The organism is Palleronia pelagia (assembly GCF_900110115.1).
In the GTDB taxonomy this organism is placed as follows: domain Bacteria; phylum Pseudomonadota; class Alphaproteobacteria; order Rhodobacterales; family Rhodobacteraceae; genus Palleronia; species Palleronia pelagia.
Genome location: NZ_FOCM01000017.1, coordinates 1 through 13054, shown reverse-complemented (window position 1 = coordinate 13054; position 13054 = coordinate 1). Strand labels below are relative to the sequence as shown.

Sequence of the window (13054 nt, the reverse complement as noted above, 5' to 3'; positions counted from 1 at the left end):
GCGTGGTTGGTCTGGTAGAGCGGCGCGTCGAGGAAGCGATCCGCCAGCGCAGCGGGCGCGATGTCGCCCGAGATCAGCAGCTCGACGTGATCGCGACGCTCGATGGTCCGCGTAAAGGCCGGGCGATCCGCCGGATCGGTCCCGTGCTGGTGGTTGGTGGCGATAGCGGGCCCCATCTCGCGCAGACCGCCGCCGGGGTAAAGCTCCACCGACGATACCCGCCCCGAGGCGTCCGCCAGAACGAGGTTGTAGGCCATGTGCGAGGGCAGCCTCTCCAATCGCCGCAGGGCCTCGCCCACCGTATCGCAGGTTTCGAGCAGGTACCGAACGATATGCGTGATCCCGAAGCCGCGCCCGGTGGTGCCGCGGCCGCCATAGGCTAGCGCGATGCACAGCCCCGCATCGTTGATTCCGTCCGACAGGCCCCACAGGAATTCGACCATGCCGACCACGGGCCGGCACCAGTCGCTGCGCAGCATCAACCCTTCGTTCAGGTCGGGCGACAGATCGTAGTTGCGCACCAGGCGCACCTCGCCCGCCCGCGACTGCGCCGCCAGCGTGCACCCGCCCAGATAGGCAGGCGGGCACCAGCCCGACAGGAACCGCGCCGCCCGGTCGCCGCCGCCGGCCAAGTCGGCAAGCCGCGCGTGGGTCTCGACCAACTCGGGCATGTACCGCCCGAGCGCCGCCTCGCAGGCCGCGCGGTCGGGGCCGTCATCGCCACCCCGGCCGGTGAACCAGGCCTCGTAGGCCGGCCACGACCAGTCCCAGCGTTCTTTCCACTTCGCGCCCGGCGTGGCCTCGGCCACTGCTTCGAAGGTCAGTGAACCGCTCATGCCCGCTCCTCCGGGTCCAGCGACAGGAAAAAGCGCACCATTTCCGCCGAGGCATCTGGTCCGGACGGCGCGGTGTGGCTGCCCTCGGCAGATCCGCCCGACCAGGCGTGGCCGAGCCCGGGGATGGTCCACTGCTCGGCCAGCAGCCGTCCCGAAGGATCGCGATGGACCGTCACTTCGGCGCCGTCATGGGGCGCATCGCTCTGGATGCTGGCCGCGCGACCGAGGGCCGAGGCCATCACCGCGTCGCCGTTCGCGGGCGCGACGGTCGTGTCGGACAGCCCGTGGAACACGATGGTCCGCGCCGGGATCTCGGCCAGGGGGACGGCGGGCGTCGGCTGGCCCTGCATCGCGGCGAAGGCACCGGCGACATCGGACGCCGATCCCGGCGCCAGGCCGGAATGCACACCGACGGCTGCGAAGACCTCGGGGAAGGCACGGCCCAGGATCGCCGCCATCGCGCCCCCCGCCGACAGACCGGTGGCGAAGATCCGACCCGCCGGCACGTTCAGCTCGGCCGCGATCTGGCCGGCCATCTCGGCCAGCAGGGCCGGCTCGCCCCCGGCGCGGGTCTGGTCCTCGGACCGGAACCAGTTCCAGCAGGCCATCTGGTTCGCGGCCCGCGTCTGCTCGGGATAGACGACGACCAGGTTGTGCCGCTCGGCCAGCAGGTTCATGCGCGTGCCGGACGCGAAATCCTCGGCGGTCTGGGTGCAGCCATGCAGCATCATCACCAGGCCTTGCACCGGCTCGTCGCGCGGCGACGGCACAAACAGGCGATAGTCGCGGGCCCCGTGGGCCCCGGCGTGGTGCCGCGTCTCCCACGAAGCGCCGGTGGGCACCTCCGGCGCGCGGACGGGGGCCTGCCCGAAGGACCGCGCGACCCGCTTGCCGTTGAAGAGCGAGTCGATGGTCTGTCCCAGCGGGCGACGCACCCTGGGCGAAGGTTGAGGGGCCGCACCGCCCAGGGCCGCCTGGATCGTGGCGGTGGCCCCGGCGGGGTTTCCGGCGCGCGTCTGCTCGAGCGCCCGGCCCATGGCCGTCGCGAATTGATCGTTCATGTTGTTGGTCCTTGGTCGTCTGTCAGGTGATGCGGTCCGCGAGGGCCGCCTTGATATCACGGGACGCTTGCAGCGCGCCCAGCACGTGGATCGAGCCGATGGTGGCCCGGGCAAGCTCGACCGGCACGTCGTCGGCAATCCGCGCCAGCCCCACCACCCGGATATCGAGCATCTCACCCCGGTCCCGCGCCGCCTCCAGGTCGGCCCGCGTCAGATCCAGCAGGCCCAGCTCCAGCGTATTGCGCCGGATGGACTGGCTGACCTGCTCCTGCTCGGTGGACAGCTGGTTGCGGATCGCGGTGCGAATGAAATCGGTCCGGTTCGAGTAGAACCCGTCGCGCACGAGCAGATCGATGCGCCCCAGGTCCACGTGGCTGAGGTTGATCGTGATTTTTTCGCTGTCGGCCGGCTTGAGCTGGTGAACCTTGGGCATTCGTTTCTCCATCCACTTGGATGGTTAATAGATGGTGTCGGGCGCTGGCACAAGGGGCGTCGCGCCAACTCAGTCGTGACCCCACGACGATCGGGGCCAAGGAACGCGCCGCCTGGGACGCCGTTCCATGGTGTAATCCGCCCATCAAGAAGGGTGATTGCGCCGCGACATCATGCGATCGGTGCTAGCCCGTCAATGTCGGCCGATTTGTCCGGTGAGGTCGCGCGAGCTGAAGCTGCCCGGCGCTCCTTGACCCGCGTCATTGCTGGGTCCGAAATGGCATGATCAGAGCCGCCGGAGAATCTTTACGAAGGACCCGGACGCTCCATCCATCGGGATGACGATATTGCGGCACCGCACAATCGAGCCATCGTCCTTTAAATGTTCCGTCTCGATCTCCGACCGCCCCGTCCCGACGGCTTTCGCGATCTCCGCCCACGGGGCGCCGCTTGCGATGTCGGAATCGGTGTAGAGCGTCTCGATCGATTGTCCGACCACCTTGGCTTCGGCCCAGCCGAGAAGCGATTTGGCGGCGGGGTTCCAGGAAGTGATCGTCCCGTCCATATTGAAGGTCAGCATCGCCCATTCGGGCAGTTCACCCTCGATGGCGGCGAGGCGTCCCGACGCGCTTCGCAGCGCCTCCTCCTGTCGCTCCTGCTCTGCGAGATTGGTGAACAGCGCGGCGACCCCGCCTTCGGGGCGCGGCAGCGGAAAGGCCTTCACAGCCACGCGGCGGCCGGGAAACAGGCCCGAAGACCAGACGAAATCGACCGCCTCACCGCTCGACGCCGCGCGGTGCAACATCCGCTCCGCGTCGGAGCCGGCCACGACGGGGAAGGCATCGGTCCAGACCCGTCCAATCAGATCCTCGCGCGGAACGCCGAAATATAGACTGGCCGCGCGGTTTATCGTGTTGAATCGCCAGTCCCGATCCAACGACACATAGCCCTCGGATACCGTGTCGAGAACCAGCATGAACTTTCGGTGGGCGGCTTCGATGGCACGGTCATGCGCATCCCCCGCGGCGCCGCGCAGCTTCTCGTAATCCTCCCAGGTCAGGACGGCGTACCGTTCGCGACCATGGTGCGTAATGGCAACAGGTCCCTTTTCGGCCGCCGATTGCGCCTTTGCGAAGTTCCGGCTGACCTCGGCCGCGCTCATCCGACGATCGGGCACCGCGGCCCCGTCGGCACGGCTGGCCGCTGCCGAAGAGCGCCCGTCCGACGCAGGACCTGATTTATGTTCTGACATTATTTACTTTTGTTCTGACATAGGGGTGGCGCGTTGCGATTTTTCCGGATATACGTCTGAAATATCGAATTATAATGATCGTCAGATCCGGGGGTTTCCGTGAGCTCAGTTGACCTGCTGGGCACCGGCGTGCCCGGGCTTGATTGTATACTGTTTGGCGGCCTGCCGAAACGGGGCATCTATCTGGCGACGGGTGAACCCGGGACCGGCAAGACCACGTTGGGGCTTCAGTTCTGTCTCAGGGCATCAACCCAGAAACAGACAGCCATGTTCCTCACGATATCGCAAGACGCGCGGGACCTGGAACGGATCGCCGCGTCGCATTAACTGTCCCTCGACGGGATCGAGGTGCACGAGATCTCTGCGCTGCGCCTCGCCGAGGGCGCCGACGACCGGCAATCGGTCGTGGATACTTCGCAGGCGGAACTGTCCGACCTGATGAAGCAGGTTCGCGGCGCGGTCGAGCAAAGCGGGGCTGACCGGATCGTCATCGACTCGCTCTTCGAACTGCGGCTGCTTGCGGGCGACATGCTCGCATACCGGCGCGAGCTGCTGCTCTTGCGCAGCCTGATCTCGCGTGTCGGCGCGACCGCCCTCTTTCTCGACTACGACGACGAGATCTTGGGCGACCGGCAACTCGAAGGCCTCGCCAATGGCGTGCTCGCCCTTGAGAAATCGACCCCGCCCTATGGCGACGAGGAACGCCGGATCCGCGTCATGAAGATGCGCGGGCATGATTTCGTGGAAGGCTTCCACGACATCGACATCCACAAGGGCGGCGTGGTGACCTACCCCCGCGTCCTGCCGCAACTATCCAAGGAGACGTTGAGCGACGAACTCATCTCTTGCGGGATCGGAGAACTCGACCACATGCTGGGCGGCGGGTTGCAGCCGGGGACGACCTGCTTGATCGTCGGTCAATCGGGCACCGGAAAATCGACGCTGGCGACCGCCTATGCCCAGGCCGCGGCCGGCACGGGCCGTAAGACGGCGATGTTCCTGTTCGAGGAACGGCCGGAGATCTTCCGTCGCCGGTCGGAGGACCTAGGTTTCAGAATTTCGCATTTCGAGGCAAACGGCACGCTCAAGCTGAAGCACTACCACCCGGCCGAGGTGCCGCCCGGCCAGTTCGCGCGGGCCGTGGTCAGCGCGGTCGAGGATGATGGAGCGCGGATCGTGGTGATCGACAGCCTGACCGGCTATCTCGGCGCGCTGCCCGAGGGTCGCCGCCTGATTACCCAGCTCCACGCGCTCCTGTCCTACCTCTCGCGCCGCGATGTACTGACCATCCTCACGATGATCCGGCCGGGCCTGCTAACCGGGGACAGCCACTCGATTAGGGCCGACACCAGCTACCTCGCGGACAGCGCGATCCTGCTCCGGCATGAAGAGGTCGATAGCGCCTTGCGCCGCACGATCACGGTGCTGAAGAAGCGTCACGGAGATCATGAACACTCCATCCGGGAATTCCGGATCGGCGGAACATCGGTGACCGTCGGCGAAGGGGATGCCGACGAAACGAGGGCCTCCCCCAAGCTCGGTGTCGTCTGATCAATGGAAGAACACGAGCGCCCCGACGCGAGCGCCGGGACGGAGCAAGTCGCCGGACCGCAGCGCCACGTTCTGATAAGGGCGCCCTTTGGTCAGGATGCGAACGCGCTTTGGAGCGTGTTCTCCGACGCAGGGATCCGTGCGACCTGCCTGGACAGCCCGGAAGATCTCCGCGCGTCTCTCGGGCCCGAGCTCGGCGCATTGGTTCTCAGCGGCGAGGCGCTAACCCCCGATATCGTCGAGACCATTTCAGAGGCTGCCCGGACGCAGGACCAATGGTCCAGCATCCCGATCCTCGTGCTGCTCACGCATCCCGATCGACCGCCCGCCGCCTACTCGATCCTCGAAGCCATTGGTCCGGCCGCGACGCTCATCGCATTGCGCCGCCCGGCGCCCCCGAACAGTATCCTATCGGCGGTGCGCACGCTCTTGGCCGTTCGGGACCGGCAGGCGACAATCGAGCGCCAAATCGGCGAGATCGAGGATAAACGCGCCGACCTGCGCTTCCTGCTGGACGAACTGGATCACCGGGTGCGCAACACGCTGGCCAAGATACACGGCATTTCCCGCATGACGGCTCGGCAATCGGCCGACCTAGCCGAATTTCAGGACGTGTTCGGCGCGCGCATCACAGCCTTGGCCGAGGCCCACGACCTGTTGTCGATTGGTCGGGACCGTCCCGCCGACCTGATGGCCGTGGCCGAGGGGGCGCTGGCCCCCTTCCGCGACCCGAGTGGCGAAAACGTCCGGATCGACGGCCCCGAAGTGCGGCTTTGGGGCGGATCGGCCCTGACATTCGGCCTGTTTTTGCACGAGCTGGCGACGAACGCGTCGAAACACGGCGCACTGTCGTCGCCGAGCGGGCGGGTCACCGTGGAATGGGATATCGGCGGCGCTCCGGACACGCCATGTCTCGCGCTTGATTGGACCGAAAGAGGCGGCCCGCTTGTGGAGCAGCCGAGGCAACATTCGTTCGGGTGGTCACTTATTCAGGAGATCACCCCCGCCGAGCTGGGGGGCGAAGTCGAGATCGACTTCCCTCCAGAGGGCCTTCGCTGTCGTCTCACCTGTCCGCTGCCGAGATAGATATCCGGGGCGACCGGCGATCCAATTGCCGTCCGGCGGGTCGGATCTCGGGGCTGGTCTTAAAGTACTTGAAAGGCGAGCGTTTCGTCATCCAAGAAGGCGAGCCACCGCCCTGCCACACCTCAAGCGAAGTTGCTCTGACAAGGCTCCGTCACGCCACCGCCCTTCATGGTGCGGCTGTCGGCGAGCAGTAGTCGCGTCACTTGACGCGAGTCATTTCGAGACCGGTTCCAGATGGGGAACGGAAGCACATCGGTCGCCAATCCGGACATACCTCCAGCGCGGCAGCAAGGAATTCATGGACCGGCCAGGTAGTCAGCGGAAAAGAAACCGGTGATCCCGGGGGCATCCGCGAGAGAAACTCGGCACCAAAGCTGACCAATCTCTGTCACGCACTCGCGCCGGATCAATTCCGTGCCATCGGGCAGACCGAGGATCAACCGAAAGCCGAGACGCGGCATCCGCACGCCGCGCGGTAACCGCATCGACAAGAAGTACCTCTACCGAATGCTGAATAACCGCGCCTATATCGGGGAGGCGGTCCACAAGGACGAAAGCTATCCCGGCGAGCACGACGCGATCATCGACCGCGAGACGTGGGACCGCGTCCACGCCATCCTGCAGGAGAGCCCGCGCAAACGCGCCGCCCGCACCCGCGCCGAGACGCCCGCCCTGCTGAAGGGACTGCTGTTCGGCCCGGATGGCGCCGCCTTCTCGCCGACCCATACCCGCAAGGGAGACCGGCTCTACCGCTACTACGTCAGCCAGACCGTGCTGAAGCACGGCGCAGGATCTTGCCCGGTGGGCCGGGTGCCTGCGGGCGAGATCGAGGCGGCCGTCATCGACCAGCTCCGCGCCGTGTTCCGCCAGCCCGAGATCGTGGCGGGCACATGGAAGGCGGCGCGCGCCCACGCCGACGATGTCTCCGAGGCGGACGCCCTCGCGGCCCTGCAGCAGCTCGATCCACTGTGGGACGAACTGTTCCCCGCCGAGCAGGCAAGGATCGTCGCGTTGCTGGTCGAGCGCGTGGACATCGGAACGGAGGGCCTGAACGTTAGGCTACGCGTCGACGGGCTTTGCGGCGTTGCGCGCGAGATGCTGGCCGACAGCACCGGAGAGGCAGCATGACCCGCGGCATGCCGATCCCCGAGATTGTCACGCTCCACATCCCGTTCCGCGTCGTGAAACGCGGCGGACGGAAGGAAATGCAGTTGCCGGATGGCGCCGCGCAGCAGAGGCGGACCGACAATACGCTCGTCAAAGCACTTGCCCGCGCCTTCCGCTGGAAAAAGATGCTGGACGCAGGCGAGTTCGCCACCATCGCCGAACTGGCCGAGCGCGAGGGCATCGCGCCCTCCTACATGACCCGCGTCCTGCGCCTGTCCTTGCTCGCGCCCGATATCGTCGGTGCCATCCTGGACGGGAAGCAGGGGCAAGCGCTGACGCTGGCGCGTGGGGTGGAGCCTTTCCCACTCGTATGGTCGGACCAACGGGTAGAATTATCCTGAGCGAAGCGAACGGCCCGAAGCCGTCATTCATGCCCTGCGCAGCGAACGTCGGCTCTGAGCCCCAATTAAACGATGCTAAAAGATGCACCAACGGCTGAAAGTCTCGGAAAAGCGGTCATTGGGATTCATGCTTTCCGGCTGCAGAGCGTTTGACTAACAACATTCCGGATCTCTCTGGCCGAGAAGAGATAGCGCTCGCCAATTGGAGTAGTTTCCGCCAAGAAGTTCCGCGTCAAGTCTGCAAAGCCCATCGAGTGAGGCCATCACAAGGGGTTATTTCTTCTTATGTTCGCCGATATTGGACAAAGGTTTGCCCTTTGTGAAGTCGGCTGTTGCGACGACCTTTTCTTTCACCTTCTTGGGCTTTTTTACCTCACGGTTGCCGCGTCTTTTGTCACCTTTGGCCATTTCGTTTTCTCCTGATTATGATTTCTCTTGGCGAATTAATGGGTGTCTGTGCACATCCAGATTGAAGGTTAGCGTCCCGAGGCTCTTATCCACGCGACGCCCCCGTTCACATCATTCCGCCCATGTCGGACATTTCGCGGCCTGCGCCAGCCTTCTCGGGCTTCTGCGCAACCATGGCTTCGGTCGTGATCAAAAGCCCGGCGATGGACGCGGCGTTTTCGAGCGCGATCCGGACGACTTTCGTCGGATCGATGACACCGGCCTTCAGCAAGTCGCCGTATTTCTCGGTCTGCGCGTTGAAACCGAAGCTCGGGCTGTCATTCTCGATTACCTTTCCGACGACGACGGAACCGTCGACGCCGGCATTTCCGGCAATCTGGCGCAGCGGCGCCTGGATCGCGCGACGAACGATCTTGATCCCGGTATCCTGATCGCTGTTGTCACCTTTCAGTGTCGCAAGGACCTTGCTGGCATGGACGAGGGCCACGCCGCCGCCGGGCACGACGCCTTCCTGAACTGCGGCGCGGGTGGCATTGAGCGCATCGTCGACGCGGTCTTTACGCTCCTTCACTTCGATCTCGGTTGCCCCTCCGACCCTGATCACGGCAATGCCGCCGGCAAGCTTGGCCAGCCGTTCCTGAAGCTTCTCCTTCTCGTAGTCCGAGGTGGTATCCTCGATCTGCGCCCGTATCTGGGTGACGCGCGCCGCGATCGCGCTCTTGTCGCCAGCACCTCCAATGATCGTCGTGTCATCCTTGGTGATCGCGACCTTTGTCGCGGTGCCGAGCATGTCCATGGTGACGTTCTCCAGCTTGGTGCCCATTTCCACGGAAATCACCTGACCGCCCGTCAGCACGGCAATGTCTTCCATCATCGCCTTGCGGCGGTCCCCGAAACCGGGTGCCTTGACGGCCGCGACCTTCAACCCGCCGCGCAGCTTGTTGACGACCAGCGTCGCCAGCGCCTCGCCCTCGATGTCCTCGGCCACGATCAACAATTGCTTGCCGGCGTCGATCACGGCTTCGAGCAGCGGCACCATGGACATGAGAGAGGTCAGCTTCTTCTCGTGAAGAAGGATGACGCAGTCGTCCAGTTCCACGACCATCTTCTGAGCGTTCGTGACGAAATACGGGCTCAGATAACCGCGGTCGAATTGCATGCCCTCAACGACTTCGGTTTCGGTCTCCAGCCCCTTGTTTTCCTCAACGGTGATTACGCCCTCCTTGCCAACTTTGGCCATCGCGTCTGCGATCTGTCGGCCGATCGCAATCTCTCCGTTCGCGGAAATGGCGCCGACCTTCGCGATCTCGTCGCTGTCGCCGACGGGGCGGGACATGGCCTTTATTTCGGTCACGACCGCAGACACAGCTCGGTCGATGCCACGTTTGAGATCCATAGGGTTCATGCCGGCGGCAACCGACTTCATTCCCTCACGGACAATCGCATGGGCGAGCACGGTGGCGGTCGTGGTGCCGTCGCCCGTCTCGTCATTGGTGCGCTGTGCGACTTCCTTGACCATCTGCGCGCCCATGTTCTCGAAGTGGTCCGACAGTTCGATTTCCTTGGCAACGGTCACACCATCCTTGGTGATGCGTGGAGCACCCCAGGATTTGTCGAGGATGACGTTTCGACCCTTGGGTCCGAGGGTGATCTTCACGGCATTGGCCAGCGTGTCGATGCCTTTCAGCATACGGTCGCGTGCATCAGTACTGAATCTGACATCTTTGGCGGACATGGTCGGGTGCTCCTGAGAATGAAATTTAGGCGTCGCTTTCGGGGTCAGGTCATGACGCCGAGAATGTCGCTCTCCTTCATGATCATGAGGTCTTCTCCATCGAGCTTGATTTCGGTTCCCGACCATTTTCCGAACAGGATCCGGTCGCCAGCCGTGACGTCCATGGCGATACGCTCGCCATCCTCGTCCTTAGCGCCGGCGCCGACCGCGACGATCTCACCTTCCTGCGGCTTCTCTTTTGCGGTGTCAGGGATGATGAGCCCACCTGAGGTCTTCGCGTCACCCTCGATGCGGCGGACGAGAACCCGGTCGTGGAGTGGAGTGAACGACACGTAAGTGCTCCTTCTTCGGATGTCCAAGGGAGCATGGCGATGTTCGGATGTGCTTTGGCACTCGCCATACCGGAGCGCCAATATCCGTCAAATGATGACTGCTCGGTTCTTGCGCAATAGCGTTTCGAGATATCTTTTTGCATCCGCTCGACCGAAGCTCGGCTATTCGCCACCAAATCGTCGAAGCGCGACGTCACGAGCGTCGAACAGAATTGCCGCCGGCGATGATGGCGTTGATCAGATCCGCGACAGCCCGGTGGTTTTCTGTCTCCTGGTCGGTGCCGATGGCGTTTTCATGGGTTGCCGCGGCGTCGCGGAGGACGCCCACGATCTCGTGCTCCGGCAGCACTCCGTGATCGTTCATGGCAAGCAGGAGTGCCTCGCAGATCGACAGGGCGGCCTGGCCTGCATGCTCGCTCGCCGTGGACATCCGGGTTTCCCTCCTTGGCATCTTGAACCGAAGGAAGGCGAGGCTCAGATGCATCCGTTGTTTTCGCAGCAAGTGCCCTATGCTGAACTGATCCAGAGCAGTGTACCGGCCGATTTCTTGCTCCTAGATCGCGATACGCCCGGAGGGCCCATGACATCAGCCGAGCACAGCCCCCTGACCCGCAAACTCTCGGCCTTCGTCGCCCTGTCGGAGGTCGAATTGGCCGTGCTTGAACGGCTTCATCAGCGTCGCCGGTCCTTTGCCGCGGGTCGTGACATGGTGCATCAGGGGCAATCGGCTCAGGCCGCGTACATTTTGTCGTCGGGATGGGTCTGTTCCTACAAGCTGCAGGCCGACGGAACACGTCAGATCGTGGATTTCCAGGTGGCTGGCGATTTCCTAGGGTTGCGGAGCGTTCTCTTGCGCACTTCGGACCACAGCTTCGAACCCGTCGTCGACATTGAGGCCGCCGAAGTGCTGAAGAGCGACCTTCTCGATGCTTTCTCGCGGACGCCTCGCCTTGCGACTGCCATCCTCTGGGCGGCATCGCGGGACGAGGCGATGGTTGTCGAGCATCTCGTTGGGATCGGCCGGCGCGACGCGGATGCACGCATGGCACATTTCCTGCTGGAACTGGGCTCGCGGCTGGCTCTTGTGGGCATCGGCAGTAAGGAAGGATACGACTGCCCGCTGACGCAATATCACCTGGCCGATGCGCTTGGTCTGAGCGCTATCCACGTCAACCGCGTACTGCGGCAGCTACGCGAGGGCGGAATGGTGACTTTTCGCGAAGGTCACGTGACGTTTCACGACTATGGTCGTTTGGTGGAGATTGCCGAGTTCGACCCGGCATATCTGGACCAGACCGGGCCGCTCCTGAAGTGAGAGGGCCGCCTGCTCTTGCCAGGCAGGCGGCGCCGGTAATCACGTCAGACAACCGATTCACGCGAAGGCGTGGGTCGCCGCATCGAGTTGCTTGTCGGCCGCGGCATCATTCTTCGACGTTTGCGCCTTCTCGGCCGTTTTGTAGTGCCGCAGAGCTGCGTCCTTCTTCGGCCCGGAAGGCGCCTTGTCCCAGGCGGCCTTAACAAATTTCATCTTCTCGGCAGTCTTGGTCTGTTCGGGTGTCATCGAAATGGTCCTTACTCGGGCGTTTCGAGAATAAGAAGCGTGCGGAGGTGTCTTGCTTTGAGGGACGACACTTTCACACGCCTCTTGGATGCTCGAAATAAGGCCCGCCAAATATTTGGCTGGTGTGAACATCTGATAGAGTTACGGATACGCGGCACTGATACAGGTTAGTCCGGCTCTTGGTTCAGATCTGAAAAGGGACAAAAAGTCAGACGGCCACGGTTTGCTGATGAGATAGTCTTAACCACCTGTCCATATCGTGAAGGTAGGTTGAGGCGCAGAGAGCGAAATAAATCGCTACGCCTGGTTTCTCAGCTGAAACACGGTAGGTGAGAATTGCGATGCCACCGCGCCTTGTCACTCGACGCTCTGTCATCGCGACGGTTCGCCAACCAGATTTTTCGCGAGTGAGGTTCCAGATTTGGTCACCCTGGAAGATCCCTGGAGGATAGGGAAGGATCATCACCGCGTCCTTTGCGGTTGTCGTTTTTGCACTTTCGGCGCCACTGCTCCAGAACCGTTCTTCCAAGTCCCACAGAACGTCCTGATCGCGCTGCGACGGCATCGTAGCCTTTTGCTCAGCATGTGCAGACTTTTCTGCGGCGTGACTGGATCCTGTCATTCGCCTGCCCCCTTCGTGAAAAAGGTCAGCAGTTGGAACAGTGTAAGACCAATCGCCGATATCACCCAGATCAAGTTGGCTTTACCTTGGCGACCCCCAGAAACCGTGTTTTGGGTCCGGTGCAGAGCGCCTGAAGTCAGATGATCAGGGAGCAGCTGGCTCAGGTCTCGTGCGATCCTGCCGTGATCGCCGGCGAGCGCAGGAACGTCCCGAAATCGGGCAAGCAGCGTCCCCAATCGTGTCCGCGCGGCGTCGCGCCTCAGCGTGACCAGTTCAGCGGTTTCCTTCCATGGATCGAGGCCAAGACGCGCAAGCGGTCGTGTCGCGGAGGTGGTGGAAATTCGAGGGCGGCGTAATCTCCGGGTGAACTGACACCCACCCAACCGGCGGCGGCAACCGCCAGGGAGATCACGCCATGAACCAGATTACCGACACCGCGAGCTTTGCGCTACTGGCCGAAGAGGCCGGGTTCGATCTGATCGAAGAGCGGCTTCGAGCCAACGTGCGCGCGACCATCGAAGCCGTGTTCGAAGAGGAGCTGGCCAGCTTCCTCGGCCGGCTTCGCTACCGTCGTGGGGACGGCCCGGCAAAAGGCTATCGCCACGGTCACCGGAAGCGACAGCTCACCGGCACCTTTGGCACCGAGACGGTGCGGGTGCCGCGGGCCCGG

General features: G+C 63.4%; 15 protein-coding genes and 3 pseudogenes. 7 read left to right on the top strand and 11 right to left on the bottom strand.

All coding sequences use genetic code 11. The features are described 5' to 3' along the window. From BMX96_RS18810 to BMX96_RS18795, 4 genes are all read right to left on the bottom strand, one after another. Positions 1-836, bottom strand: an 836-nt coding sequence (locus BMX96_RS18810; RefSeq protein ID WP_091846888.1) for a C45 family autoproteolytic acyltransferase/hydrolase, incomplete at its 3' end; no start/stop codon positions are given. Further along, entirely contained in the window at positions 833-1897 is a 1065-nt protein-coding gene (locus BMX96_RS18805; RefSeq protein ID WP_091846141.1) for an extracellular catalytic domain type 1 short-chain-length polyhydroxyalkanoate depolymerase, read from the bottom strand. The genes BMX96_RS18810 and BMX96_RS18805, both read right to left, overlap by 4 nt. Positions 1898-1919: 22 nt before the next feature. Further along, the gene (locus BMX96_RS18800) at positions 1920-2330 is read right to left on the bottom strand and encodes a CopG family transcriptional regulator (RefSeq protein WP_091846142.1); all 411 of its coding nucleotides are present in this window, start codon (positions 2328-2330) and stop codon (positions 1920-1922) included. Between the two features lie 285 nt (positions 2331-2615). Then, a complete protein-coding gene (locus tag BMX96_RS18795; RefSeq protein WP_175481795.1) occupies positions 2616-3491 on the bottom strand; it encodes a PAS domain-containing protein in 876 nt (291 codons plus the stop codon). A 189-nt stretch (positions 3492-3680) separates the two neighbouring features. Here BMX96_RS18795 and BMX96_RS20020 point away from each other — a divergent pair. The 3 genes and pseudogenes from BMX96_RS20020 to BMX96_RS18780 form a co-directional block, all read left to right on the top strand. After that, positions 3681-4364 (top strand): annotated as a pseudogene (locus BMX96_RS20020) (ATPase domain-containing protein); the annotation flags it as partial. Further along, positions 4362-5132 (top strand): ATPase domain-containing protein, encoded by a 771-nt coding sequence (locus tag BMX96_RS20015; RefSeq protein WP_269085896.1) that lies wholly within the window; start codon positions 4362-4364, stop codon positions 5130-5132. The pseudogene BMX96_RS20020 and the gene BMX96_RS20015, both read left to right, overlap by 3 nt. Before the next feature lie 3 nt (positions 5133-5135). Next, positions 5136-6218 (top strand): sensor histidine kinase, encoded by a 1083-nt coding sequence (locus BMX96_RS18780; RefSeq protein ID WP_091846884.1) that lies wholly within the window; start codon positions 5136-5138, stop codon positions 6216-6218. Positions 6219-6514: 296 nt separating this feature from the next. On the opposite strand, the pseudogene BMX96_RS20010 reads toward BMX96_RS18780, so the two are convergent. After that, positions 6515-6676: pseudogene (locus BMX96_RS20010) on the bottom strand (SH3 domain-containing protein); the annotation flags it as partial. Between BMX96_RS20010 and BMX96_RS18770 the strand changes: the two are divergent. Beyond that, positions 6669-7346, top strand: a pseudogene (locus tag BMX96_RS18770) (recombinase family protein); the annotation flags it as partial. The pseudogenes BMX96_RS20010 and BMX96_RS18770 sit on opposite strands and share 8 nt — an antisense overlap. Further along, positions 7343-7726: a hypothetical protein gene (locus BMX96_RS18765; RefSeq protein WP_091846883.1), complete on the top strand. Its 384-nt coding sequence runs from the start codon at positions 7343-7345 to the stop codon at positions 7724-7726. The pseudogene BMX96_RS18770 and the gene BMX96_RS18765, both read left to right, overlap by 4 nt. Before the next feature lie 273 nt (positions 7727-7999). Here the strand turns inward: BMX96_RS18765 and BMX96_RS20115 are convergent, their stop codons facing one another. The 4 genes from BMX96_RS20115 to BMX96_RS18745 form a co-directional block, all read right to left on the bottom strand. Continuing rightward, positions 8000-8134 (bottom strand): hypothetical protein, encoded by a 135-nt coding sequence (locus BMX96_RS20115; RefSeq protein WP_091846882.1) that lies wholly within the window; start codon positions 8132-8134, stop codon positions 8000-8002. A 106-nt stretch (positions 8135-8240) separates the two neighbouring features. After that, on the bottom strand, positions 8241-9869 hold the full coding sequence (gene groL, locus BMX96_RS18755) for a chaperonin GroEL (RefSeq protein WP_091846881.1): 1629 nt from the start codon (positions 9867-9869) through the stop codon (positions 8241-8243). 44 nt (positions 9870-9913) lie between these two features. After that, entirely contained in the window at positions 9914-10201 is a 288-nt protein-coding gene (locus BMX96_RS18750) for a co-chaperone GroES (RefSeq protein ID WP_091846880.1), read from the bottom strand. 193 nt (positions 10202-10394) lie between these two features. Continuing rightward, positions 10395-10631 carry a hypothetical protein gene (locus BMX96_RS18745; RefSeq protein WP_091846879.1) on the bottom strand — a complete coding sequence of 79 codons (237 nt, stop codon included), beginning with the start codon at positions 10629-10631 and terminating at the stop codon, positions 10395-10397. A 150-nt stretch (positions 10632-10781) separates the two neighbouring features. On the opposite strand from BMX96_RS18745, the gene BMX96_RS18740 reads away from it, so the two are divergent. Then, the gene (locus tag BMX96_RS18740) at positions 10782-11516 is read left to right on the top strand and encodes a Crp/Fnr family transcriptional regulator (protein WP_091846890.1); all 735 of its coding nucleotides are present in this window, start codon (positions 10782-10784) and stop codon (positions 11514-11516) included. Positions 11517-11573: 57 nt separating this feature from the next. Here the strand turns inward: BMX96_RS18740 and BMX96_RS18735 are convergent, their stop codons facing one another. Continuing rightward, positions 11574-11762: a hypothetical protein gene (locus BMX96_RS18735; RefSeq protein ID WP_091846878.1), complete on the bottom strand. Its 189-nt coding sequence runs from the start codon at positions 11760-11762 to the stop codon at positions 11574-11576. Positions 11763-11970: 208 nt separating this feature from the next. Beyond that, entirely contained in the window at positions 11971-12384 is a 414-nt protein-coding gene (locus tag BMX96_RS18730) for a hypothetical protein (protein WP_236737149.1), read from the bottom strand. Positions 12385-12799: 415 nt separating this feature from the next. On the opposite strand from BMX96_RS18730, the gene BMX96_RS18725 reads away from it, so the two are divergent. After that, on the top strand, positions 12800-13054 hold a 255-nt coding region (locus BMX96_RS18725; RefSeq protein ID WP_175481761.1), incomplete at its 3' end, for a transposase.

What these genes read in the sequence shown, in the direction of transcription:
- BMX96_RS18800 (WP_091846142.1), bottom strand. Translation starts at nt 2,330, where the DNA reads ATGCCCAAGGTTCACCAGCTCAAGCCGGCCGACAGCGAAAAAATCACG.
- groL (WP_091846881.1), bottom strand. Translation starts at nt 9,869, where the DNA reads ATGTCCGCCAAAGATGTCAGATTCAGTACTGATGCACGCGACCGTATG.
- BMX96_RS18730 (WP_236737149.1), bottom strand. Translation starts at nt 12,384, where the DNA reads ATGACAGGATCCAGTCACGCCGCAGAAAAGTCTGCACATGCTGAGCAA.
- BMX96_RS18805 (WP_091846141.1), bottom strand. Translation starts at nt 1,897, where the DNA reads ATGAACGATCAATTCGCGACGGCCATGGGCCGGGCGCTCGAGCAGACG.
- BMX96_RS18765 (WP_091846883.1), top strand. Translation starts at nt 7,343, where the DNA reads ATGACCCGCGGCATGCCGATCCCCGAGATTGTCACGCTCCACATCCCG.
- BMX96_RS18735 (WP_091846878.1), bottom strand. Translation starts at nt 11,762, where the DNA reads ATGACACCCGAACAGACCAAGACTGCCGAGAAGATGAAATTTGTTAAG.
- BMX96_RS18780 (WP_091846884.1), top strand. Translation starts at nt 5,136, where the DNA reads ATGGAAGAACACGAGCGCCCCGACGCGAGCGCCGGGACGGAGCAAGTC.
- BMX96_RS18745 (WP_091846879.1), bottom strand. Translation starts at nt 10,631, where the DNA reads ATGTCCACGGCGAGCGAGCATGCAGGCCAGGCCGCCCTGTCGATCTGC.
- BMX96_RS18740 (WP_091846890.1), top strand. Translation starts at nt 10,782, where the DNA reads ATGACATCAGCCGAGCACAGCCCCCTGACCCGCAAACTCTCGGCCTTC.
- BMX96_RS20115 (WP_091846882.1), bottom strand. Translation starts at nt 8,134, where the DNA reads ATGGCCAAAGGTGACAAAAGACGCGGCAACCGTGAGGTAAAAAAGCCC.
- BMX96_RS18795 (WP_175481795.1), bottom strand. Translation starts at nt 3,491, where the DNA reads ATGAGCGCGGCCGAGGTCAGCCGGAACTTCGCAAAGGCGCAATCGGCG.